Consider the following 22,548-nt stretch of genomic DNA (forward strand, 5'->3'; position numbering starts at 1 on the left):
TACCCCGCCGACAGCTTTTGCGGCGCCAGCGGCACAAGGCCGGCTTTTGCCGTCAGGGTGTTTGTGCCACACTCACGGCCTTTCGAGTTCGCAACCGGATTCTATGCACCCTCTGCTGCCGAGCCTCGCCGCCGCTCTTCTCTACGCCGGTGCCACGGGCTACCAAAGCATGCGCCTGGCACGCCGCGCCCTCCCCAGCAGATCGCTGCTGCTGGCCCTGGGCGCTCTTGCCCTGATGGCTCACGGCCTGAGCCTGTTCATGCAACTGCTCTCACCGAGTGGCCTGCATCTGGATTTCTTCAACGCCTCCAGCCTGATCGCCGCCGCGGTCATCCTGCTGATTCTCCTGGCACTCTATCGAATGCCGGTCGAGAACCTGTTGTTACTTCTATTCCCGCTCGGCTGCCTGACGGTGCTGTTCGCCCAATTCGCGCCTTCAGGCACGGCGCCGGCCATTGCCGAGGAGCCGGGCATACTGGCGCACATCCTGCTTTCGATCCTTGCCTACGGCATGCTGACCATCGCGGTGTTTCAATCACTGCTGCTGCTCCTGCAGGACCATCACCTCAAGCACAAGCACCCGTCCGGCCTGATCCGCAACTTCCCTCCCCTGCAAACGATGGAAAGCCTGCTGTTCGGTTTTCTCTGGGCGGGCTGGCTGCTGCTCAGCGCATCGCTGCTCTCGGGCTGGATCTTTCTCGACGATCTCTTCGCCCAGCATCTGGTGCACAAGACACTGCTGTCGGTCATCGCCTGGGTAGTGTTCGGGCTGCTGCTATGGGGCCGGCACCAACTCGGCTGGCGCGGCTACAAGGCGATTCGCTGGACGCTGGCGGGCTTCTGCCTGTTGATGCTTGCCTATTTCGGCAGCAAGCTGGTGCGCGAATTCATCCTGCACATCTAGCCCAAGGCCCTGTCCGTGGAAAATCTACACCCCGGCTTCCTGTTCGGTCTGCTGGTCTTCCTGCTGCTCTGCTCCGCCTTCTTCTCCAGCTCGGAGACCGGCATGCTGAGCCTCAACCGTTATCGCCTGCGGCATCTGGCCAAAGAGGGACACCGCGGCGCTCGCCGGGTGACCGACTTGCTCGCGCGCCCGGACAGACTGCTCGGCACGATTCTGGTCGGCAATAACTTCGTCAACATTCTCGCCTCGTCCATCGCCACCGTGCTGGCCATGCAGCTCTGGGGCGAGGCCGGTATCGCCATTGCCACTATCGGCCTGACCATTGCCCTGCTCATCTTCGGCGAAATCACTCCGAAGACCTTTGCCGCCCTGCGTCCGGACCTGATCGCCTATCCGGTCAGCCTGCCACTGAGCCTGCTACAGAAGCTGCTCTACCCCTTGGTGGCCCTGCTCGGCTGGATCAGCAACGGAATGCTCAAACTGACCGGCATCGACCCGACCAGCAAGGGCAGCGACAGCCTCTCCACAGAAGAGCTGCGCAGCGTCGTCCGCGAGGCCGGCAGCGCCCTGCCGGTCAACCGCCAGAGCATGCTGCTGGGCATTCTCGATCTGGAACGCGTCACGGTCGACGACATCATGATTCCGCGCAACGAGGTGGCCGGCATCGACCTCGAGGACGACCTGGAAACCATCCTTGGCCAGTTGCGCACCACATCGCACACCCGGCTGCCGGTGTTCCGTCAGGACATCAACCAGATCGAAGGCATCGTGCATATGCGGCAGATCGCACGTTTGCTGAGCCAGAGCCAACTGAACAAGGACAACCTGCTCGAGGCGTGCCTGACGCCCTACTTCATTCCCGAAGGCACCCCCTTGTCGACCCAACTGCTGAACTTCCAAAAGGAGAAGCGACGCATCGGGATCGTCGTGGACGAGTATGGGGACGTACTGGGCATCGTCACGCTCGAGGACATCCTCGAGGAAATCGTCGGCGAATTCAGCAATCAGGACAGCTTGCGCAGCCCCGACATTCATCCGCAGGACGACGGCACACTGGTGATCGATGGCGCCGCCTACCTGCGCGAGGTCAACCGTGCGCTCGGCTGGGAACTGCCCTGCGATGGCCCCAAGACGCTGAACGGCCTGATCACCGAAGCCCTGGAGCAGATGCCCGAAAGTGGTATCTGCCTGCAGATCGGCAACTACCGCATGGAAATCCTGCAGGCCGCCGAAAATCGCGTGAAAAGCGTGCGAGCCTGGCCGGCCGAGCATCCTCCAGCCGAGCCCGAAGACGCTTAACCCAGGCCCGCCAGTACACGGCCGACTTCCTAGAGTTCTACCTTCACCGCTCCGGCTACCCGCCTGGCCTTGGCACGCGCCTGCTCGATCGATTCGTCACGCGCCAAGGCAACCCCCATGCGCCGCTGACCACTGACGCCCGGCTTGCCGAACAAGCGCAGACTGGTATCCGCCTCGCCCAGCGCCGCCTGGAGATCGGCAAAGGCGACTGCCGACGATTCACCCTCGGCCAGGATTACCGCGGAAGCCGAAGCACCCAGCTGACGTATCGCCGGGATCGGCAAGCCGAGAATGGCCCTGGCGTGCAGGGCAAATTCGGATAGATCCTGCGAAACCAGCGTCACCAGGCCGGTATCGTGCGGTCGTGGCGACACCTCGCAGAACCACACCCGGTCGCCTTTGACGAACAGCTCAACGCCAAAGACCCCACGCCCACCCAGCGCCTCGGTGACCGCCAGTGCAATGCGCTCGGCTTCGGCCTGGGCGCCGGGCGACATCGGCTGCGGCTGCCAGGACTCCTGATAATCGCCCTTCTCCTGCCGATGCCCGACCGGCAGACAAAAGCTCGTGCCGCCGGCATGGCGCACCGTTAACAGCGTGATCTCGTAGTCGAAGTCGATGAAGCCTTCGACGATGACCCGGCCGCGGCCAGCGCGACCGCCGGCCTGCGCATATTCCCAAGCGCGATCGATATCGTCATTACCACGCAGCACCGACTGCCCCTTTCCCGAAGAGCTCATCACCGGCTTGATCAGACAGGGAAAGCCCAGCGCCTGCACCGCCTCGCGGCACTCTTCGAGGCTGTCGGCAAAACGGTAAGGCGAGGTCGGCAGGCCAAGCTCCTCGGCCGCCAGGCGGCGGATTCCCTCGCGATTCATCGTAAGCTGTGCGGCACGGGCAGTGGGAATCACCGTGTAGCCTTCGCGCTCCAGCTCGACCAGCGTCGCGGTGGCGATGGCCTCGATTTCCGGCACGACGTAGTGCGGCCTTTCCAGCTCGATGACTGCTCTAAGGGCGGCTCCGTCCAGCATGTCGATCACATGGCTGCGGTGGGCGACCTGCATCGCCGGAGCGTTGGCGTAGCGGTCGACGGCGATCACTTCGACGCCGAGTCGCTGCAGCTCGATGACCACTTCCTTGCCAAGCTCTCCGGAGCCACATAGCAGGACGCGCGTGGCGCTGGCCGACAAGGGGGTGCCAATTCGGGGCATGTTGCGTTCTCTCGTTTGGGCGCCAGCCGGCGCATCGTCACAGGAGCTGGCCGCCGATCCGGGCCCGCTCATCGCAGCGGCGCAATACCTCGCGCCGCTCGTCATCGCTCATCTGTCCCCAGCGGGTTATCTCCAGCGCCGTGCGCTGGCAGCCGATGCAGATGTCTTGCTCGTCCAGTGCGCAAATGCTCACGCACGGCGAAGCGACAGGGCGCCGCTCAGTGATCAATCGCCCTGCTCCGCCAGTTCGCGCGCGTAGCGCTGCGCGTTCTGCACATAGTGCGCGGCACTGGCTTCGAGCATCTTCTTCTGCTCGTCGGTCAGCGCTCGCACAACCTTGCCAGGCGAGCCGATCACCAGAGAGCCGTCAGGAATTTCCTTGCCCTCGGGCACCAGGGTATTGGCGCCGATGATGCAGTGCTTGCCGATTCGCACACCGTTGAGAATCACCGCGTTGATGCCAATCAGGCTGTAATCGCCTACAACACAGCCGTGCAGCATCGCCTTGTGGCCAACCGTTACGCCGGTCCCCAGGCTAAGCGGATGCCCCATGTCGGTGTGCAGCACGCTGCCATCCTGCACGTTGCTGTTCTCACCGATATGGATGAGTTCATTATCACCACGCATTACCACGTTGAACCAGACGCTGGCGCCGGCATCCAGCTGCACCTTGCCGATCAGCGTTGCGTTGGGCGCCACCCAGCTCTGCGGGTGTGCCTCGACTTGCGATTGTCCCAGACGGTATTTCACGGGCGCTTCCTCTGTTCTTCTTGTGATCTTGCTATCAGCTGCTCGGGCGGCCACGCAGATCAATGAAGCTGGCCGGCGCTCGACGCATCTCGATACCCGCGTCGTACACGAGGTTGACCAGCTCGACGATCATGATCGCCGTGAGCCCCCAGATCTTGTAGTCGCCATAACGGTAGGAAGGGATATACCAGGCCTGGCCCTGGTAATCGATACGATGCGTCACTTCGCGCGGGTCTTCGCAGAAGAAGCTCAACGGAACGGAAAAGACTGCCGCGATTTCCGCATCGTTGGCGCGATACTCGACATAGTCCGGCACGATGCCGACATAAGGGCTGACATGTATGCCATGCACCGAGACCAGACTGCTCAGCGGCCCGACGATCTCGACCATACCTGGCGCGAGCCCTACTTCCTCTTCGGCTTCACGTAGCGCGGTGTGAACCAGATCGCGGTCCTCAGGATCGCGTCGCCCACCGGGAAAGGCGACCTCGCCACCATGGGTAGACAGGCCGCTGGCCCTGAGCGTCAGGACCAGCTCCGGGTCCTCGCTGCGCGTGATCGGCATCAGAACTGCCGCCTCCGGCAGACGACCCTCTGGCTCCAGGAGGTGCGGGGAGTGGTCGCGCACCCGTTGGAGAATAATGTCGAGCATACTCTTCCCGTTTCGTCTTTGACTGGCATCATGGCATGAAAGCGGCAGCCGCCCAAGCCTGGCGAAGGCTCCAGCGCCGACGGCGTTTTGCACCGCCGCACAGGCCCGCCAACAGGATTGACCATGAACTATTGCAGCCATTGCGGCGGCTCGGTAGCGAGCCAAATCCCGGCAGGCGACAACCGCCCGCGCTTCGTGTGCATGGAGTGCCAGACCATTCATTACCAGAACCCGCGCATCGTCGCGGGCTGCCTGCCCGTCTGGCAGGAGCAGGTCTTGCTCTGTCGGCGCGCCATCGAGCCTCGCCGAGGCTACTGGACGCTGCCGGCCGGCTTCATGGAAAACGGCGAGACGATGCAGCAGGCGGCGGCCCGCGAGACGCTCGAGGAAGCCTGCGCCGTGGTGCATCGACTGCAGCTCTATACGCTGTTCGACCTGCCGCATATCAATCAGGTCTACCTGTTCTTTCGTGCCGAGCTGGCCGAGCCACGCTTCTCCCCCGGCGACGAAAGCCTCGACGTGAGGCTTTTCCGACAGGATGACATTCCCTGGTCAGAGCTGGCTTTTCCCACCGTGGGCCGTACCCTAGAATGCTACTTCGCCGACCGGGTACTGCAGGCCTTCCCGGTACGCAACGAGAGCATGCCTCCGCTAAGCAGCGCTCGCCCCCAGGCCTGATGCAGTTCGAACTCAGGAACACTTTCGATGCGCTGGTCCGTTGCCGTTCTTTGCCTGCTGTTCTCGGTCTTTTCGCATGCCAATGCCACTCCCAGCCTGCAGAGCCCGGCCATCGATAAGGTTCTGGTGGTCAAATCCGAGCGCAAATTGCAACTGCTCAGCCGAGGCCAGCCCCTCAAGAGCTACCGGATATCGCTCGGCAAGCAACCCAGCGGCCCCAAGCAACAGCAGGGCGACATGCGCACGCCGGAAGGCTTCTACTGGATCGACTGGCGCAAGACCAGCGACAAGTACAACCTGGCCATGCACATTTCCTATCCCAACGCCCGAGATCTGGCGCATGCACAAGCCAAGGGAGTGCCGCCCGGCGACATGATCATGCTGCACGGTACGCCGCTCGACGAGGAATACCCCGAGTGGTTCTTCCACACGCTCGACTGGACCGAGGGCTGCATCGCGCTTCGCAACGACGACATGGAAGAAATCTGGCAGCTGGTGCGAAACGGCACGCTGATCGAGATCCGCCCCTGACCGGCGGGTCAGAACTGCAGATCGGACAGTCGCCAGACTTCGAACGCCGGCGTTTCGTAGGGGTGGGCGCGCTTGAGCGCCTTCACGCTGTCGTGAATCAGCTCGTCCCCCACGACCATTTCCACCTTCCACTCCTTGACCTGCTCCACCTGCCCCTCGCTGCCCAGGAACGGCTGGCTGCCTGCTAGCGGTCGAAATTGCCCCTGCCCCAGCGCCTGCCAGCAGCAGCTGTCATAACGACCGACCCGCCCGCCACCAGCGGCAAAGACAGCCGCCTTGACACTTTCCAGGTGGGTCTCGGGCACGTAGAAACAGAGCTTGTACATCGTTATCTCCAGCTGCCTGGTCAGGCCGGCAGCACTACCGGAAGCGGCAGTGTGCCACTGCGCCTTCCTGGCGCAGAGTGCGTCAATTCAAAGTTAAGACGCGTCTGCACCGCCCCAGTTCTGCCGCCCACAGCAGGCACGCAAAAAGAAGGCCCGGTGCATAGCTGCAGCCAGGCCTTCTCTACCCTCGTTTGCGCGATCAGTCGATCCACACCCGCGCATTGCGGAACATGCGCATCCAGCCGCCATCCTCCTGCCACTCGTCCGGGCGCCAAGAGTTGGTTACTGCGCGGAACACCCGCTCTGGGTGCGGCATCATGATCGTCACCCGACCGTCACGGCTGGTCAGCCCGGTAATGCCGCGCGGCGAGCCGTTGGGGTTGGCCGGATAACGTTCGGTGACCTTGCCATGGTTATCGACATAACGCAGGGCCACGCTGCCGGAAAGGTCGGCCTGCAGCATCGCCTCCTCGCTTTCGAACTCCGCATGGCCTTCGCCGTGGGCGATGGCGATCGGCAGGCGCGAACCGGCCATGCCCTGCAGAAAGATCGAAGGCGAATCCTGCACCTGCACCATCGCCACCCGCGCCTCGAACTGCTCGGAGCGGTTGCGCACGAAATGCGGCCAGACTTCGCTGCCAGGGATCAGCTCGTGCAGATTGCTCATCATCTGGCAGCCATTGCACACGCCCAGCGCAAAACTGTCGCCACGCTCGAAGAACGCCTGGAAGCCGTCGCGCGCGCGGGCATTGAACAGGATCGACTTGGCCCACCCCTCGCCGGCGCCAAGCACGTCGCCATAGGAGAAACCACCGCAGGCGACGAGCCCCTTGAAACTGTCGAGCTGGATGCGGCCGGCCAGGATATCGCTCATGTGCACATCGACGGCCGCGAAGCCGGCGCGATCGAACGCAGCGGCCATCTCTACCTGGCCGTTGACGCCCTGCTCGCGCAGGATCGCCACCTTCGGCCGCACGCCTTTCTTGATATAGGGCGCCGCAACATCGGCGTTCACATCGAAGGTCAGTTTCGCATGCAGGCCGGGGTTTTCCTCTTCGAGGATCGCGTCGAACTCCTGGTCGGCACAGTCGGCGTTATCGCGCAGCCGCTGAATCCGGTAGCTGGTCTCGGCCCACTGGCGCTGTAGCAGGCGACGCTCGCCGGCATACAGCTCGTCGCCGGCCAACTGAACGGCGACATGCCCATTGTTCGTCGGCTGGCCGATGACCGCGACGCAGTCACCCAGGCCCGCCGCGCTGAATTGCCCCAACACGATCTCCGTGTCGCCCTGACGCACCTGGATGACCGCGCCCAGCTCCTCGTTGAACAGCAGCGCAGGCACTTCCTCCGGGCTGTCGACCAGGCCATCGAGCGCCAGCTTCAGCCCGCAATGGCCGGCGAACGCCATTTCCAGCAGCGTGGTCAGCAGGCCACCATCGGAACGGTCGTGGTAGGCCAGCAGCAGGCCGTCCTGGTTGAGCCCCTGGAGCACGGCAAAGAAGGCCTTGAGGTCCTCGGCATCGTCGACGTCAGGCGCCTGGCGGCCAAGCTGGCCGTAGACCTGGGCGAGGATCGAGGCGCCCATGCGGTTCTGGCCGCGGCCGAGGTCGATCAGGATCAGGTCGGTGGCGCCTTTGTCCAGCCGCAACTGCGGGGTCAGCGTGCTGCGGATGTCACTGACCGGCGCGAAGCCGGACACCACCAGCGACAGCGGCGAGGTGACGCTCTTCTCGGCGCCCTGCTCCTGCCAGCGGGTCTTCATCGACATCGAGTCCTTGCCCACCGGAATGGTCATGCCCAGCTGCGGACAGAGCTCCATACCGACCGCGCGAACGGTGTCGTACAGGCGAGCGTCTTCGCCGGGGTGACCGGCCGCGGCCATCCAGTTGGCCGACAGCTTGATATCGGACAGCGAGCCGATGCGCGCCGCCGCCAGGTTGGTGATGGTCTCGCCGATGGCCATGCGCCCGGACGCCGGAGCATCGAGCAGCGCCAGCGGCGTGCGCTCGCCCATGGCCATCGCCTCGCCGGTGTGCACGTCATAACTCGTGGCGGTGACGGCGCAGTCGGCCACCGGCACCTGCCAGGGGCCGACCATCTGGTCACGCGCCACCTGACCGGTGATCGAACGATCGCCGATGGTGATCAGAAAGCTCTTGCTCGCCACGGCCGGGTGACGCAGCACCCGCTCGATAGCCTCGCCCAGCACGACCTTGGTCGCATCGAAGTCATCGCCCAGCGCCGGCTCGCGCTCAGCGCTGCGGTGCATGCGTGGCGCCTTGCCGAGCAGCACGGAAAGCGGCATGTCCACCGGTTTGTTGCCGAAGTGGCTGTCGGCCACCGTGAGGTGCAGCGCTTCGGTGGCCTCGCCGACCACCGCGAAGGGGCAGCGCTCGCGCTCACAGATGGCCTTGAAGCGCTCGAAGTCGGCCGCATCGACCGAGAGCACGTAGCGCTCCTGGGATTCGTTGCACCAGATTTCGTGCGGCGCCATGCCCGGCTCGTCGTTGGGGATGTTGCGCAGCTCGAAGCGGCCGCCGCGGCCGCCATCGTTGACCAGTTCCGGGAAGGCGTTGGACAGGCCACCGGCACCGACGTCATGGATGAACTTGATCGGGTTGGCATCGCCCAGCTGCCAGCAGCGATCGATGACCTCTTGGCAGCGGCGTTCCATTTCCGGGTTGTCACGCTGCACCGAGGCGAAATCCAGATCCGCCGAACTGGTGCCGGTCGCCATCGAGGACGCCGCGCCGCCGCCCAGGCCGATCAGCATGGCCGGGCCACCGAGCACGATCAGCTTGGCGCCGACCGAGATTTCGCCCTTCTGCACATGTTCGTCGCGGATGTTGCCCATGCCGCCGGCAAGCATGATCGGCTTGTGGTAGCCACGCACTTCCTCGCCCCGCGGCGTCTGCACGGTCTGCTCGAAGGTACGGAAGTAGCCGGTCAGCGCCGGGCGGCCGAACTCGTTGTTGAACGCGGCACCGCCCAGCGGCCCCTCGATCATGATGTCCAGCGGCGTGACGATACGCTCGGGCTTGCCGTAGGGCTTCTCCCAGGGCTGAAGAAACCCGGGGATGTTGAGGTTGGAAACGGTGAAACCGGTCAGGCCGGCCTTGGGCTTGGCGCCGCGACCAGTGGCGCCTTCGTCGCGGATCTCGCCGCCCGAGCCGGTGGAGGCGCCGGGGAACGGAGCGATGGCGGTCGGATGGTTGTGCGTCTCCACCTTCATCAGGATGTGCACCGGCTCCTGGCTCGCCACGTACTCGCCGGTCGCAGGGGCTGGATAGAAGCGGCCGGCGACATTGCCGACGATCACCGCGGCGTTGTCCTTGTAGGCCGAGAGCACGCCTTCGCGGTGCATCTCGTAGGTGTTCTTGATCATGCCGAACAGCGACTTGTCCTGGCTCTGGCCGTCGATGTCCCAGCTGGCGTTGAAGATCTTGTGCCGGCAATGCTCGGAGTTGGCCTGAGCGAACATCATCAGTTCGATGTCGTGCGGATTGCGACCCAGCTCGTTGAACGCCTTGACCAGGTAGTCGATCTCGTCGTCGGCCAAGGCCAGCCCCAATTCGACGTTGGCCTTCTCCAATGCGCCTCGACCGCCGGCCAGTACGTCCACCGCGGTCAGCGGGCGCGGCTGGGCATGGCTGAACAGCCCTTCGGCCTGCTCGAAGCGCTCGAGCACCACTTGCGTCATGCGGTCGTGCAGCACCGCAGCGACCGCCAGGGCGTCGGCGTCGGACAGCGCGCCGGCTACGTAGTAGGCGATGCCGCGCTCCAGGCGCTGGATCTTGCTCAGGCCGCAATTATGCGCAATGTCGCTGGCCTTGCTCGACCAGGGCGAGATGGTGCCGAAGCGCGGCACCACGAGGAACAGCCGGCCGCTCGGTTCCTGCACCGGGACGCTGGGACCATACTTGAGCAGACGTGCCAGCACCTGCTGCTCGTCCGAACCGAGCGTGTCGCTGACCTCGGCGAAGTGGGCGAACTCGGCGTACAGGCCGCTTACCGCAGGGACCTTCTCGGTCAACTGGGCCAGGAGCTTGCCATGACGGAAGGCGGAAAGAGCGGGAGCGCCGCGCAGAATCAACATCGTCGGAACAGCCTCGAAGAGGGGAGCAGTCGGGGGCGCGTATTCTAGCCCATGACGACAGACGAGGCTAAGGGCAAGCTGCAGGCTTCCGCCAGGCGACCGCCGACCGCCCTGCTCCGGCGTGTCAGTGCAGAATCTGGCTGAGAAACAGGCGGGTGCGATCGCTCTCGGGATTGGTGAAGAACACCTCGGGCTCGGCCTGCTCGACGATCTCGCCCTTGTCCATGAAGATCACCCGGTCGGCGACGGTGCGGGCGAAGCCCATCTCGTGGGTCACGCACAGCATGGTCATGCCGCTCTCGGCAAGCCCGATCATGGTATCGAGCACTTCCTTGACCATTTCCGGGTCGAGCGCCGAGGTGGGCTCGTCGAACAGCATGATCTTGGGCTTCATGCACAGCGCCCGGGCGATCGCCACGCGCTGCTGCTGCCCGCCGGAGAGCTGGCCCGGGAATTTGCTCGCCTGCTCCGGAATACGCACCCGTTCGAGGTAGTGCATGGCTACTTCCTCGGCTTCGCGACGGGGCATCTTGCGCACCCACATGGGCGCCAGCGTACAGTTCTGCAGCACGGTCAGGTGCGGAAACAGATTGAAGTGCTGGAATACCATGCCGACCTCGCTGCGAATCGCTTCGATCTGCTTGAGATCGCTGGTCAGTTCGTGGCCATCGATGACGATACGCCCCTGCTGGTGCTCTTCCAGCCGGTTCAGGCAGCGGATGGTGGTCGACTTGCCGGAACCCGACGGCCCGCAGAGCACGATTCTTTCGCCCTGGCGCACCTTCAGGTTGATGTCCTTGAGGACATGGAACTGGCCGTACCACTTGTGCACGCCCTCCATGAGGATGATCGGCTTCACAGCCGCCCCGGCCTGTACGCTGGATTCGCTCATTGCTCTCTCCTAATTTCGATGGCCGGTGTCCAGCCTGCGCTCCAGGTGCATCGAATAGCGCGACATGCCGAAGCAGAACAGCCAGTACACCAGTGCGGCGAACACGTAGCCCTCGGTGGACATGCCCAGCCAGGCGGGGTCCGCGGTGGCGCGTTTGATGCTGTTGAGGAAGTCGAACAGGCCGATGATGATCACCAGGCTGGTGTCCTTGAACAGCGCGATGAAGGTGTTGACGATGCCCGGGATCACCAGCTTCAGCGCCTGCGGCAGGATCACCAGGCCCATCATCCGCCAGTAACCCAGGCCCATCGCCGAGGCGGCCTCGTATTGCCCCTTGGGGATCGCCTGCAGGCCGCCGCGCACCACCTCGGCGATGTACGCGGCCTCGAAGAAGATCACCATCAGCATCGCGCGCAGCAGCTTGTCGAGGTTCATGCCTTCGGGCAGGAACAACGGCAGCATGACCGAAGACATGAACAGCACGGTGATCAGCGGCACGCCGCGCCAGAACTCGATGAAGGTCACGCTGAGTACCCGGATCGCCGGCATGTCGGAACGCCGCCCCAGTGCCAGCAGGATGCCCAGCGGCAGCGCGCCCGCGATGCCCACCGCGGCGATGACGATTGTCAGCATCAAGCCGCCCCACTGGCTGGTCGGCACGACCGTCAGCCCCAGTCCGCCGTGCAGCAGCCAAAAGGCCAGCAGCGGATAGACCAGCAGGTAGGCCAGGCCATAGCGCGCCTTGTGCCGCAACCAGCGCATGAACAAGGGCGCTGCCGCGACGATCGCCAGCCACACTGCCATGTTGATCCGCCAGCGCGCTTCCACCGGATAGAAGCCGTACATGAACTGGCCGAAGCGCTCGCGCACGAAAACCCAGCAGGCACCTTCGCGGCTACAGTCGCTACGCGCATCGCCAGCCCAGTCCGCGCTGAAGATCGCCCAGTCGAGCAGCGGCGGCAGCACCAGCCAGATCAGATACAGCCCGACGAGCGTGAGCAGCCCGTTGAGCCAACTGGAAAACAGATTCGCCCGCAACCAGCCCAGCACGCCAAGCTGGCGCGCAGGCGGCGGGAGGTCGGGCTTGAAGACATGCCTGGTCATATCGCCCCTACCGTTCGGTCAGCGCGATGCGCTTGTTGTACCAGTTCATCAACAGCGAAATGCTGATGCTGATGGCCAGGTAGACGCTCATGGTGATCGCCATTGTTTCGATGGCCTGGCCGGTCTGGTTGAGTACCGTGCCGGCGAACAGCGACACCATGTCCGGATAGCCGATGGCCGCGGCGAGCGAGGAGTTCTTCGCCAGGTTGAGATACTGGCTGGTCAGAGGCGGCACGATGACTCGCAAGGCCTGCGGAATGATCACCAGCCGCAGCAGCTGTCCCGGCCGCAGTCCCAGCGATGCGGCAGCCTCGGTCTGTCCATGGCTGACCGACTGGATCCCGGCGCGCACGGTCTCACCGATGAACGCGGCCGTGTAGATCGACAATGCCGCGACAATGGCGACCAGCTCGGGAATCACCACCCAGCCACCCCGGATGTTGAAGCGCTGCAACTGCGGCACGTCCCACTGGAACGGGCTGCCCCACAGCAGGGTGCTCAACCAGGGAATGGCGATCAGTAACGCCAACGCCGTCCAGAACAGGGGAAAGCGCCGACCGGTGGCGTCGCGTCGGATCTTCGCCCAACGCGCCAGCGCGACGCAGAGCCCGATCGCCAGCAACAGGGCCAGCCAGAACGCCCAGAAGCCCTCGTCAGCGCTGGGTGCGGGCAATTGCAGCCCGCGGTTGTTGACGAAGACCACGTCGCCGAGGCTCAGGCTGTCGCGCGGGCCAGGCAGCGGGCCGATCACGGCGAAATAGACGAAGAAGATCTGCAACAACGGTGGGATGTTGCGAAACGTCTCGATGTACAGCGTGGCCAGCTGCCGAATCAGCCAGTTCGGCGACAGCCGGGCGACGCCGAGCACGAAACCGATGAGCGTGGCCAGCAGGATACCGATGACGCTGACCAGCAGGGTATTGAGCAACCCGATCCAGAACACGCGAGCGTAGCTGTCGCTCTCGCTGTAATCGATCAGGTGTTGCGGAATGCCGAAGCCGGCAGAATTGTCGAGAAAACCAAACCCGGAATTGATCCCGCGATGGGCCAGGTTGGCCTGGGTGTTGTGAAACAGGAACCAGCCAAAGGCGACGACCGCCAGGACGGCTAGAACCTGGAACAGCCAGGCGCGTGCCTGGGGGTCGGTGAGCAGCGAGCCGCTTACCCGCCGCGAAGAACCATCGGTGCGCATCGGGAACCCTCTGGATACGCTGCCGGAGCCGAGCGGCCGCGGCAGCGCTCATCCCTGAAGCGGCCGGCCTCGCCGGCCGGTCGGTCAACGCACCGGCGGCGCGTACTGCAGCCCGCCCTTGTTCCACAGCGCATTGAGGCCGCGCTCGATCTTCAGCTCGCTGCCCTTGCCGACGTTACGCTCGAACACCTCGCCGTAGTTGCCGACCTGCTTGACGATCTGCACGGCCCAGTCGTTGGCCAGCTTGAGATCCTTGCCGTACTCGCCCTCGGCGCCGAGCAGGCGCGCCACATCGGGGTTCTTGGTGGTCTTGGCCATCTGCTCGACGTTGGTCGAGGTCACGCCCAGCTCCTCGGCGTTGAGCATGGCGAACAGCGTCCAGCGCACGATATCGAACCACTCCTCGTCACCCTGCCGAACCGCCGGGCCGAGGGGTTCCTTGGAGATCACCTCCGGCAGCACCACGTAGTCGTCGGGCTTGGCCAGCTTGATGCGCTGGGCATAGAGCTGCGACTGGTCCGAGGTCAGTACGTCGCACCGGCCCGACTCCAGCGACTTGGCGCTTTCGTCCGAGGTGTCGTAGGTGATCGGGGTGTACTTGAGGTTGTTCGCGCGGAAGTAGTCGGAGAGATTCAGCTCGGTGGTGGTACCGGCCTGGATGCAGACGGTCGCCCCATCCAGTTCCTTGGCGCTCTTCACGCCGATGCCCTTGTTGACCAGAAAACCCTGGCCGTCATAGTAGGTCACGCCGGTGAAATTGAGCCCCATCGCGGCGTCGCGCGAACTGGTCCAGGTGGTGTTGCGTGAAAGCACGTCGACCTCGCCGGACTGCAGCGCGGTGAAACGCTCCTTGGCGGTCAGCGGGCTGAACTTCACCTTCCCGGCATCGCCGAAGACCGCCGCCGCAACGGCCTTGCAGACGTCCACATCGATTCCCTGATACTGGCCCTTGGCGTCGGCGTAGGAGAAGCCCGGCAACCCGTCGCTGACGCCGCACTGCACGAAGCCCTTCTTCTTCACCGCGTCCAGGGTCGCCCCCGCATGGGTCAGCCCGCTCGCGCCAACCAGCGCTACTGCGCCAAGCACGGCCAGTGTGGATTTCACCCGTGTCATCGAAACCTCCAGTTTGCTTTTTTATTCTCGGGGTCTGGGTCTGCTGCCGACACGGCCAATGGCCGCTTCGTTGCGGAGCCAGCCCTGAGTCTAGTCGCCCCCCACCGTTCGGCAACCTGACGACCGATGTCGGCTTGCCATCCTGAGATAGCAAGCGACGTACCAGCCACGCATGCGCGGCCGCATCTCCCGGCTCTGCGGGTGCAGAGGGGGGCCGGGAGCGGTTAATCTCGCTCCATCCGCCTCTTCCGCGCCCCAGGATGAGGCGATTCGCCCCGAACTGGAGCCTTCATGAGCAATCCTCTGATCATCGAACCCTCACGCAACGCCGACGCCTGTGTCATCTGGCTGCATGGCCTGGGTGCCGACCGCTACGACTTCCAGCCGGTCGCCGAAGCGTTGCAGCAGCACCTGGACAGCACCCGCTTCGTGCTGCCGCAGGCCCCAACGCGCCCGGTCAGTATCAATGGCGGCTGGAGCATGCCGAGCTGGTACGACATCCTCGCCATGAGCCCCGCACGCGCCATCGACCAGGCGCAGCTGGAAGCTTCGGCACAGCAGGTGATCGACCTGATCGAAGCGCAACGCGATGCCGGCATTGATCCGAAACGCATCTTTCTGGCCGGCTTTTCCCAGGGGGGCGCCGTCGTGCTGCATACCGCGTTCCTGCGCTGGCCAGGCCCGCTCGGCGGCGTACTGGCCCTATCGACCTATGCGCCGACGTTCCCGGAACAGCTCGAACCGGCGCCGGACATGCGAGACGTGCCGGTGTTCTGCCTGCATGGTCGTTTCGACGACGTCGTGCCAATGGCCATGGGGCGCGCTGCGCACGATTGCCTTGCCGCGTCGGGCCTCACCGTGCAGTGGCGTGACTATCCGATGGCCCACGAAGTGCGCCCCGACGAGATCCTCGACATCGGCGCCTGGCTGGCCCAGCGCCTCGCCTGATCGCCACCGCCTGCAGGTCGGCTATGCTTGAACGCACAGCCGACTGCGGAAGCTGAAGGGACTATCGATCCGCCGCCCGGCAGACATTGCAGCGGAGGACCGCTTGCCATGCAGGGCCAGACGCAGCCACGCAGTCAGCGGGCAGCACCATGAAGATCGTCGACCAGCCGGTGGACCCGGCGAGCCTGGAGCGGCTGCGCCTGCTGCACGGTGCCGGCGCGGACGACGTACGCAAGCTGCTCGCGCAGTGCCAGCTGTGCACCGTCGAGGCCGACGAAACCCTGCTCAGCCCGCGCAAGGCCAATCACCACCTCTATATGGTGCTGGAAGGCAGCCTGACGGTGTATGTCGACTCGCTCGACAGCCAGCCACTCAGAGTCATCGACACCAATGATTGCGCCGGCGAGGTCAGCTTCGTCGACCACCTGCCACCGACGGTCTACGTCGTCGCGAACCAACCCTGTACGCTGCTGCGCCTGCACTCGAGGCACATCGGCGTGCTCGGCGAATCCCCGCATTTGATGCACAACCTGGCCCTGCTGCTCTGCGAGCGCGTTCGCCTGAGCGATCGCCTGATCGTCGACAGCGAGCACAACGCCAACGTTGACATGCTCACCGGCGTATTCAACCGACGCTGGCTGGAACACGCCTTCGAGCGCGACAGCACGCGCTGTGCCATGGCGGGGAGCCCGCTGTGCATGCTCATGCTCGATGTCGATCGGTTCAAGCAGTACAACGACAGCCACGGCCATCTCGCGGGCGACCTCGTGCTCTCGCTCGTTGCGCGTACGCTGGCTGCACAGCTGCGGCCGAAGGACTGTCTGGTGCGCTATGGCGGCGAGGAGTTCACCATCCTGCTGCCCGAACTGGCAGCCGAGGACGCTCGGGCGATCGGCGAGCGGCTGCGCCAGGCCATCGAGCAGGTCCGCAGCATTCCCAGCCCGATCGGCCGGCTGCCTGGCGTGACGGTTTCGATCGGCCTGGCGGTCTGGCAACCCGCCGACCGCCTGGCCGACCTGATCGAGCGTGCCGACCGGGAGCTGTACCAGGCCAAGCAGGGCGGACGCAACCAGCTCTGCGGCTGACCGGACGGCCGGACGATGGCGCAATGCTTCGCCCGCTCGAGCGTCTTGCTTTAAACTCCGGCCAACTTTCCCGTTGACAGAAGAGACGATCGTGCTCAAGGCACTCAAGAAAATGCTTGGCAAGAGCGAAGGCGAGCAGCAAAGCGCCAGTACGCCCGCCACTGCGCCGCAGCCAGCCGCAGCGCAACCCGAACCGCACAAGGCACCAACAGAACCCAGCACCAAGAGCGCCAGCAAGCCACGCCGCAAGCGCGCGCCGAAACCGGCGCCCAGCGAAACGCTCTGGAAGCCCGAGGATTTCGTCGTCGAGCCCGCCGAGGGCAAGACCCGCTTCCACGATTTCAGGCTCGCCCCCGAGCTGATGCACGCCATTCATGACCAGGGCTTCAGCTACTGCACGCCAATCCAGGCGCAGGTGCTGGGGTTCACCCTCAAGGGTCGCGACGCCATCGGCCGCGCGCAGACCGGCACCGGCAAGACCGCGGCGTTCCTGATCTCGACCATTACCCAGCTGCTGCAGACGCCGCCGCCGAAGGAACGCTACATGGGCGAGCCGCGCGCGCTGATCATCGCCCCGACTCGCGAGCTGGTGGTGCAGATCGCCAAGGATGCCGAGGCGCTGACCAAGTACTGCAAGCTGAACGTGATGAGCTTTGTCGGCGGCATGGACTTCGACAAGCAACTCAAGCAGCTCGAAGCGAAGTTCTGCGACATCCTGGTCGCCACCCCCGGCCGCCTGCTGGACTTCAACCAGCGCGGCGAGGTGCACCTGGACATGGTCGAGGTGATGGTGCTCGACGAGGCCGACCGCATGCTCGACATGGGCTTCATCCCCCAGGTCCGCCAGATCATTCGCCAGACCCCGATGAAGGGCGAGCGCCAGACCCTGCTGTTCTCGGCGACCTTCACCGATGACGTGATGAACCTGGCCCGGCAATGGACCGTCGACCCGGCAATCGTCGAGATCGAACCGGAGAACGTCGCCAGCGAGACCGTCGAACAACACGTCTATGCCGTGGCGTCGAGCGACAAGTACAAGCTGCTCTACAACCTGATCAGCCAGAACGACTGGACGCGGGTGATGGTCTTTGCCAACCGCAAGGACGAGGTACGCCGCATCGAGGAGCGCCTGACGCGCGACGGCATCAGCGCGGCGCAGATGTCCGGCGACGTGCCGCAGCACAAGCGCATCAAGGTGCTGGAGGGCTTTCGCGAGGGCAAGATCCGCGTTCTGGTGGCTACCGATGTCGCCGGCCGCGGCATCCACGTCGAGGGCATCAGCCACGTGATCAACTTCACCCTGCCGGAAGTGCCGGACGATTACGTGCACCGCATCGGGCGTACCGGCCGCGCGGGCACCAGCGGCACGTCGATCAGCTTTGCCGGCGAGGATGACGCCTTCGCCCTGCCGCCAATCGAAGAACTGATCGGCCGCAAGATCCACTGCGAGATGCCGCCCGCCGAACTGCTCGCGCCAGTGCCGCGGCAGCGCTGAGGCCATGCGCCGCGCCCGGCCGCAGTGATGCAGGTCAGCGCGGCGCAGCCTGCCACAGGCTAGAGTTGCCTCATCACGTCACGCTTGAACAAGGAATACGACATGCAGCATCTCGACTGGCTGATCTTGCTGATAACCACTGGCTTCGTCCTGCTGTGCGTAGGCTACAACTTCCGCGATCAGAAATGGGGCGTGGCGATTCTGGCGGCCGGCGTGCTCACCATGTTCTCCACCCTCGCCTTCAAGATGTACATCACCTTCAGCTGAGCGCGCCCTGCTCAGTCGTGCTTCCAGCGCTGCGCAGCACTCTGGTCGCTTTCACGCCCGTCGACCCAGCGAGGGCCTTCAGGGGTAGCCTCCTTCTTCCAGAACGGCGCGCGCGTTTTCAGGTAATCCATGACGAAGCGGCAGGCATCGAACGCCGCTTCGCGATGCGCGCTGGCCACGCCGACGAAAACGATCGGCTCGCCAGGCTCCAGCGGCCCGACGCGATGCAGCACGTCGCAGCAGAGCAAAGGCCAGCGCTGCTCGGCTTCGGCGACGATCTTCTGCAAGGCCTTTTCGGTCATCCCCGGGGCGTGCTCGAGAAACATGCCGGCCACCTCGTGGCCGTCATTGAAGTCGCGCACGTAGCCGACGAAACCGACCACCGCGCCGATGCCCAGGTTCGCCGCATGCAGTGCATTCAGCTCGGCCCCGGGATCGAAGGCCGCTTGCTGGACTCGTACGCTCATTTCAGCCTCCGGTAACGGTCGGGAAAAACGCCACTTCGTCGCCGTCTTCCAGCGCCTCGTCCAGACCGCACAGCTCCTGGTTGCGCGCGCACATCAGATTGCGCTCGGCGAGCAGCTCCCAGGCACCTCCGCGGGCAAGCAGCCGCTGGCGCAGCGCATCGACGCAGGTCAGCTGTTCGTCCCAGTCGAGTTCTTCGCCATCGCTGCCCAGGGTCTCCCGATAACGGGCATAGAACTGCACTCGAATCATGATTCCACCTGCCAGTGCCCACTCTTGCCACCGCGCTTCTCGAGCAGTCGCACGCCTTCGATGACCATCCCCTTATCCACCGCCTTGCACATGTCGTAGATCGTCAGCGCGGCCACGCTGGCGGCAGTCAGGGCCTCCATCTCCACCCCGGTCTGCCCGGCGAGCTTGCAGACGGCGCGGATGTGCACGCAGTCTTCGCCCTCGGGCGCCAGTTCGACCTTGATGCTGGTCAACAGCAACGGATGGCATAGCGGAATCAACTCATGGGTTTTCTTCGCTGCCTGGATGCCGGCGATGCGAGCGACGGCGAACACATCGCCCTTGGGATGGCCGCCCTGCTGGATCAGCTGCAGCGTGGCGGGCAGCATGCGCACACGCGCCTCCGCCGTGGCCTCGCGCGCGGTGACGGCCTTGTCGGTGACGTCGACCATGCTGGCGCGGCCCTGAAAATCGAGATGGGTGAGCATGGAAAGTCCTGCTGGCTGGGAAAGCCCGCAGTGTAACGCAGCTGGAAGGCCGAAGCTGGAGGCCGACGAGCCGGCCTCTAGCTCCGGCCGCCCCTCCTACATGTGGGCCTCGGCGTACTCGGCGAGGATCGAGCGCGGCACACCCTGCAGGGTGATGTGCACGCCATGCGGGAAGTCCTTGAAACGCTCGGTGAGGTAGGTCAGCCCCGAACTGGTCGCCGATAGGTAGGGCGTGTCGATCTGCGCGAGGTTGCCCAGGCAGACCACCTTCGAGCCATTGCCGGCGCGGGTGATGATGGTCTTCATCTGGTGCGGCGTGAGGTTCTGGCATTCGTCGATGATGATCAGGCTCTGCTGGAAGCTGCGCCCGCGGATGTAGTTCAGCGATTTGAACTGCAGGGGGACCTTTTGCAGGATGTAGTCGATGCTGCCGTGGGTGTTCTCGTCATCCATGTGCAGCGCCTCGAGGTTGTCGGTGATGGCCCCCAGCCAGGGCTCCATCTTCTCGGCTTCGGTGCCCGGCAGAAAGCCGATGTCCTCGTCGAGCCCCTGCACGCTGCGGGTGGCGATGATGCGCCGGTAGCGCTTGCTCACCACGGTCTGCTCGATGGCCGCCGCCAGCGCCAGGATGGTCTTGCCCGAGCCGGCGGCGCCGGACAGGTTGACCAGATGGATATCCGGATCGAGCAGCGCGCACAGCGCCAGCGCCTGGTGGATGTCGCGCGGGCGCAGCCCCCAGGCTTCCTGATGCAGCAGCGGCTCCTGGTGCAGGTCCAGCAGCAGCAGTTCATCGCCCTCGATGCCCTTGATCCAGCCGACGAACCCTTGCTCGTCTAGCACGAACTCGTTGATGTGCACGGCCGGCAGGTTGTCGATCAGTTGCACCCGGTGCCAGGTGCGTCCGTGCCCCTGCTGCGTCTCGACGGTGCTTACCCGGTCCCAGAACGAGCCGGTGAGGCTGTGATAGCCGCGCGACAGCTGGCCGACATCGTCGACCAGCTGGTCGGTGTGATAATCCTCCGCGGCCACGCCGCAGGCCCGCGCCTTCAGGCGCATGTTGATGTCCTTGGTCACCAGCACTACCGGCAACCCGGGGCGTTCCTTGCTGAGGGTGACGACCAGATTGATGATCTTGTTGTCGTTCAGGTCTTCCGGCAGGCCGTTGGCCTGGCCCGGTCGGCTCATGAGGATCGACAGGCTGCCGCAAGGCCCACCCTTGCCGCGCTGGATCGGTACGCCTGCCTCGACTTCCTCGGGCGAGGCGCTGCCGAGCAAACGGTCGATCAGCCGGATGGCCTGTCGGCATTCGGCCGCGACCGTGTGCTTGCCGGTCTTCAGTTGGTCGAGTTCCTCGAGCACGGTCATGGGAATCGCGACCTGGTGCTCCTGGAAGTTGAGCAAGGCGTTTGGATCGTGGATCAGGACGTTCGTGTCGAGCACGTACAGGGTGGGCTGGGTCGCGCGGGAGGTACCGTAATCATCCATACCGATCACCTTCGTCGTAGTAGCGGCGACGGAATGCGAATGCTCCGTCGGAGGTGACCGCCGTACGACGACGAGGGTGAGCGGACGTTGGGCGCCGGTGGGCTCGGGGCCACCCAGTGGCCGCCACCTGTTTCGCAGGGTTCGGCGGTCTGGATTTCGTTCTAACGCAAAACATATGACAGGCAAATGACTTTTCGATTCGCCGGCGTCTTTCCCCTCAGTGCGCCGCGGACAAATCGCCCGTTGAACGATGGCCGGACTCCGCGCAGCGGTTGACCTCGGCCGTCACGTGAACCACCTGCGCGAAGCGTGCCAACTCCCGCTTGTAGCGGTCCGCCGTGTAGTCCTGGTGGGTGACCACGCTGAGAATGCAGCTGTATTGTGCGCGTCCGACACGCCACAGGTGTAGATCGGTGACATCGGTATCGGGCACCGCCTCGAGCGCCGCACGAATCTGGTGCACCAGCGGGTCGTCCATCTCCCGATCCAGCAATGCCTTGCCGGTGCCACGCAGCAGGCCCTTGGCCCAGACCAGAATGACCACGGCGCCGATCACGCCCATCGCGGGATCCAGCCAGCTCCAGCCGAAAAATTTGCCGCCGAGCAGGGCGACGATGGCAGCCACCGAAGTCAGGCCATCGGTGAGCACGTGTACGAACGCGGCGTGCCGATTCAGGTCGCGCCCGCCGGTAGTCCGCTTGCCCGCGTCGTGGTCGTGGTCGTGGTCGTGGTCGTGGTCGTGGTCGTGGTCGTGGTCGTGGTCGTGGTCGTGGTCGTGAGCATGCTGATGGCCGTGCCCCGCGTGCGCATGCTCGTGACGCTCATGCAGCAGCCAGGCGGAAGCCAGGTTGACCAGCAGGCCGATGATGGCGACGACGATTGCCTCGTCGAAGCCGATCTGCGCCGGCGACCAGAAGCGCGCGAGCGACTCGCCGATCATCGTCAGCGCGACCACCACCAGCAGCAGCGCACTGGAGAAACCGGCCAGCACCTCGATTTTCCAGGTGCCGAATGCGAAGCGCTGGTCCCCCGAGTAGCGCCGCGCCAGCAGATAGGCGAGTGCGGCCAGGCCTATCGCGACCATGTGCGAGGCCATGTGCCAACCATCGGCGAGCAAGGCCATCGAGTTGAACAGGTAGCCGGCCGCCACCTCCACCAGCATGGTCACGCCGGTCAGCGCAGCGACCAGCCAGGTCTGACGCTCGGCGCCTTGCTCGAGCGGCCGATAGTCATGGTCAGGGTGCCAATTGGAATGATCACACGCGCTCATGTCACCTCCTCAATGTGTGCAACAAGCTTGCGCCTTGCCCCAGGGGCAAGGTCAACCGCCATCAAT

General features: G+C 64.6%; 23 protein-coding genes. 8 read left to right on the forward strand and 15 right to left on the reverse strand.

Annotation, left to right across the window (positions count from 1 at the left end; genetic code table 11):
* The first annotated feature begins 103 nt into the window (after positions 1-103).
* Positions 104-904, forward strand: coding sequence for a cytochrome C assembly family protein (locus CL52_RS15205; RefSeq protein ID WP_043221577.1), 801 nt, complete (start codon positions 104-106; stop codon positions 902-904).
* A gap of 15 nt (positions 905-919) precedes the next feature.
* Positions 920-2,203 carry an HlyC/CorC family transporter gene (locus tag CL52_RS15210; RefSeq protein WP_043221579.1) on the forward strand — a complete coding sequence of 428 codons (1,284 nt, stop codon included), beginning with the start codon at positions 920-922 and terminating at the stop codon, positions 2,201-2,203.
* A 29-nt stretch (positions 2,204-2,232) separates the two neighbouring features.
* Here the strand turns inward: CL52_RS15210 and purT are convergent, their stop codons facing one another.
* From purT to CL52_RS15230, 4 genes are read right to left on the reverse strand one after another with little or no spacing between them, the layout of a single operon-like run.
* Positions 2,233-3,414: a formate-dependent phosphoribosylglycinamide formyltransferase gene (purT, locus tag CL52_RS15215; protein WP_043221581.1), complete on the reverse strand. Its 1,182-nt coding sequence runs from the start codon at positions 3,412-3,414 to the stop codon at positions 2,233-2,235.
* A gap of 37 nt (positions 3,415-3,451) precedes the next feature.
* Entirely contained in the window at positions 3,452-3,640 is a 189-nt protein-coding gene (locus CL52_RS15220; protein ID WP_102847908.1) for a DUF1289 domain-containing protein, read from the reverse strand.
* Positions 3,640-4,164, reverse strand: a complete 525-nt coding sequence (locus tag CL52_RS15225; protein WP_043221583.1) for a gamma carbonic anhydrase family protein — start codon at positions 4,162-4,164, stop codon at positions 3,640-3,642. Before CL52_RS15225 ends, CL52_RS15220 begins: the two co-directional genes overlap by 1 nt.
* A gap of 34 nt (positions 4,165-4,198) precedes the next feature.
* Positions 4,199-4,816, reverse strand: a complete 618-nt coding sequence (locus CL52_RS15230; protein ID WP_043221585.1) for a CoA pyrophosphatase — start codon at positions 4,814-4,816, stop codon at positions 4,199-4,201.
* Between the two features lie 123 nt (positions 4,817-4,939).
* Between CL52_RS15230 and CL52_RS15235 the strand changes: the two genes are divergently transcribed.
* Together CL52_RS15235 and CL52_RS15240 are read left to right on the forward strand one after the other, a co-directional pair.
* Positions 4,940-5,494: an NUDIX hydrolase gene (locus CL52_RS15235; RefSeq protein WP_043221586.1), complete on the forward strand. Its 555-nt coding sequence runs from the start codon at positions 4,940-4,942 to the stop codon at positions 5,492-5,494.
* Between the two features lie 27 nt (positions 5,495-5,521).
* The gene (locus CL52_RS15240) at positions 5,522-6,025 is read left to right on the forward strand and encodes a L,D-transpeptidase family protein (RefSeq protein ID WP_041104256.1); all 504 of its coding nucleotides are present in this window, start codon (positions 5,522-5,524) and stop codon (positions 6,023-6,025) included.
* A gap of 8 nt (positions 6,026-6,033) precedes the next feature.
* Here CL52_RS15240 and CL52_RS15245 read toward each other — a convergent pair whose 3' ends face one another.
* From CL52_RS15245 to CL52_RS15270, 6 genes are all read right to left on the reverse strand, one after another.
* A complete protein-coding gene (locus CL52_RS15245; RefSeq protein ID WP_041104254.1) occupies positions 6,034-6,351 on the reverse strand; it encodes a YqfO family protein in 318 nt (105 codons plus the stop codon).
* A 199-nt stretch (positions 6,352-6,550) separates the two neighbouring features.
* Positions 6,551-10,447: a phosphoribosylformylglycinamidine synthase gene (gene purL, locus CL52_RS15250; RefSeq protein ID WP_043221588.1), complete on the reverse strand. Its 3,897-nt coding sequence runs from the start codon at positions 10,445-10,447 to the stop codon at positions 6,551-6,553.
* Between the two features lie 124 nt (positions 10,448-10,571).
* Complete coding sequence (locus CL52_RS15255) at positions 10,572-11,339, reverse strand: amino acid ABC transporter ATP-binding protein (protein ID WP_043221590.1); 768 nt, start codon at positions 11,337-11,339, stop codon at positions 10,572-10,574.
* A 9-nt stretch (positions 11,340-11,348) separates the two neighbouring features.
* Positions 11,349-12,443, reverse strand: coding sequence for an amino acid ABC transporter permease (locus tag CL52_RS15260; protein WP_043221592.1), 1,095 nt, complete (start codon positions 12,441-12,443; stop codon positions 11,349-11,351).
* Between the two features lie 7 nt (positions 12,444-12,450).
* A complete protein-coding gene (locus tag CL52_RS15265; RefSeq protein WP_041104247.1) occupies positions 12,451-13,635 on the reverse strand; it encodes an amino acid ABC transporter permease in 1,185 nt (394 codons plus the stop codon).
* 84 nt (positions 13,636-13,719) lie between these two features.
* Positions 13,720-14,748 carry an amino acid ABC transporter substrate-binding protein gene (locus tag CL52_RS15270; protein WP_041104245.1) on the reverse strand — a complete coding sequence of 343 codons (1,029 nt, stop codon included), beginning with the start codon at positions 14,746-14,748 and terminating at the stop codon, positions 13,720-13,722.
* Positions 14,749-15,039: 291 nt separating this feature from the next.
* Here CL52_RS15270 and CL52_RS15275 point away from each other — a divergent pair, with 291 nt between their 5' ends.
* The 4 genes from CL52_RS15275 to CL52_RS21365 all read left to right on the forward strand — a co-directional run bounded on the left by CL52_RS15275 (position 15,040) and on the right by CL52_RS21365 (position 18,543).
* A complete protein-coding gene (locus tag CL52_RS15275; protein WP_043221594.1) occupies positions 15,040-15,696 on the forward strand; it encodes an alpha/beta hydrolase in 657 nt (218 codons plus the stop codon).
* Between the two features lie 149 nt (positions 15,697-15,845).
* Positions 15,846-16,781, forward strand: coding sequence for a GGDEF domain-containing protein (locus CL52_RS15280; RefSeq protein ID WP_043221596.1), 936 nt, complete (start codon positions 15,846-15,848; stop codon positions 16,779-16,781).
* 91 nt (positions 16,782-16,872) lie between these two features.
* Complete coding sequence (rhlB, locus tag CL52_RS15285; RefSeq protein ID WP_041104240.1) at positions 16,873-18,276, forward strand: ATP-dependent RNA helicase RhlB; 1,404 nt, start codon at positions 16,873-16,875, stop codon at positions 18,274-18,276.
* Between the two features lie 102 nt (positions 18,277-18,378).
* A complete protein-coding gene (locus tag CL52_RS21365) occupies positions 18,379-18,543 on the forward strand; it encodes a hypothetical protein (RefSeq protein WP_167650297.1) in 165 nt (54 codons plus the stop codon).
* An 11-nt stretch (positions 18,544-18,554) separates the two neighbouring features.
* On the opposite strand, the gene moaE is transcribed toward CL52_RS21365, so the two are convergent.
* From moaE to dmeF, 5 genes are all read right to left on the reverse strand, one after another.
* Complete coding sequence (gene moaE / locus CL52_RS15290; RefSeq protein ID WP_041104238.1) at positions 18,555-19,010, reverse strand: molybdopterin synthase catalytic subunit MoaE; 456 nt, start codon at positions 19,008-19,010, stop codon at positions 18,555-18,557.
* A 1-nt stretch (position 19,011) separates the two neighbouring features.
* A complete protein-coding gene (locus CL52_RS15295; protein WP_041104237.1) occupies positions 19,012-19,260 on the reverse strand; it encodes a MoaD/ThiS family protein in 249 nt (82 codons plus the stop codon).
* Positions 19,257-19,727: a cyclic pyranopterin monophosphate synthase MoaC gene (gene moaC / locus CL52_RS15300; protein ID WP_041104235.1), complete on the reverse strand. Its 471-nt coding sequence runs from the start codon at positions 19,725-19,727 to the stop codon at positions 19,257-19,259. The genes CL52_RS15295 and moaC overlap by 4 nt, the downstream gene beginning before the upstream one ends.
* 96 nt (positions 19,728-19,823) lie before the next feature.
* Complete coding sequence (locus CL52_RS15305; protein ID WP_043221599.1) at positions 19,824-21,212, reverse strand: PhoH family protein; 1,389 nt, start codon at positions 21,210-21,212, stop codon at positions 19,824-19,826.
* Between the two features lie 217 nt (positions 21,213-21,429).
* On the reverse strand, positions 21,430-22,482 hold the full coding sequence (gene dmeF, locus CL52_RS15310) for a CDF family Co(II)/Ni(II) efflux transporter DmeF (RefSeq protein WP_043221600.1): 1,053 nt from the start codon (positions 22,480-22,482) through the stop codon (positions 21,430-21,432).
* Positions 22,483-22,548 lie beyond the last annotated feature (66 nt).

Origin of the sequence: Stutzerimonas balearica DSM 6083 (assembly GCF_000818015.1) — a bacterium.
Lineage (GTDB): Bacteria > Pseudomonadota > Gammaproteobacteria > Pseudomonadales > Pseudomonadaceae > Stutzerimonas > Stutzerimonas balearica.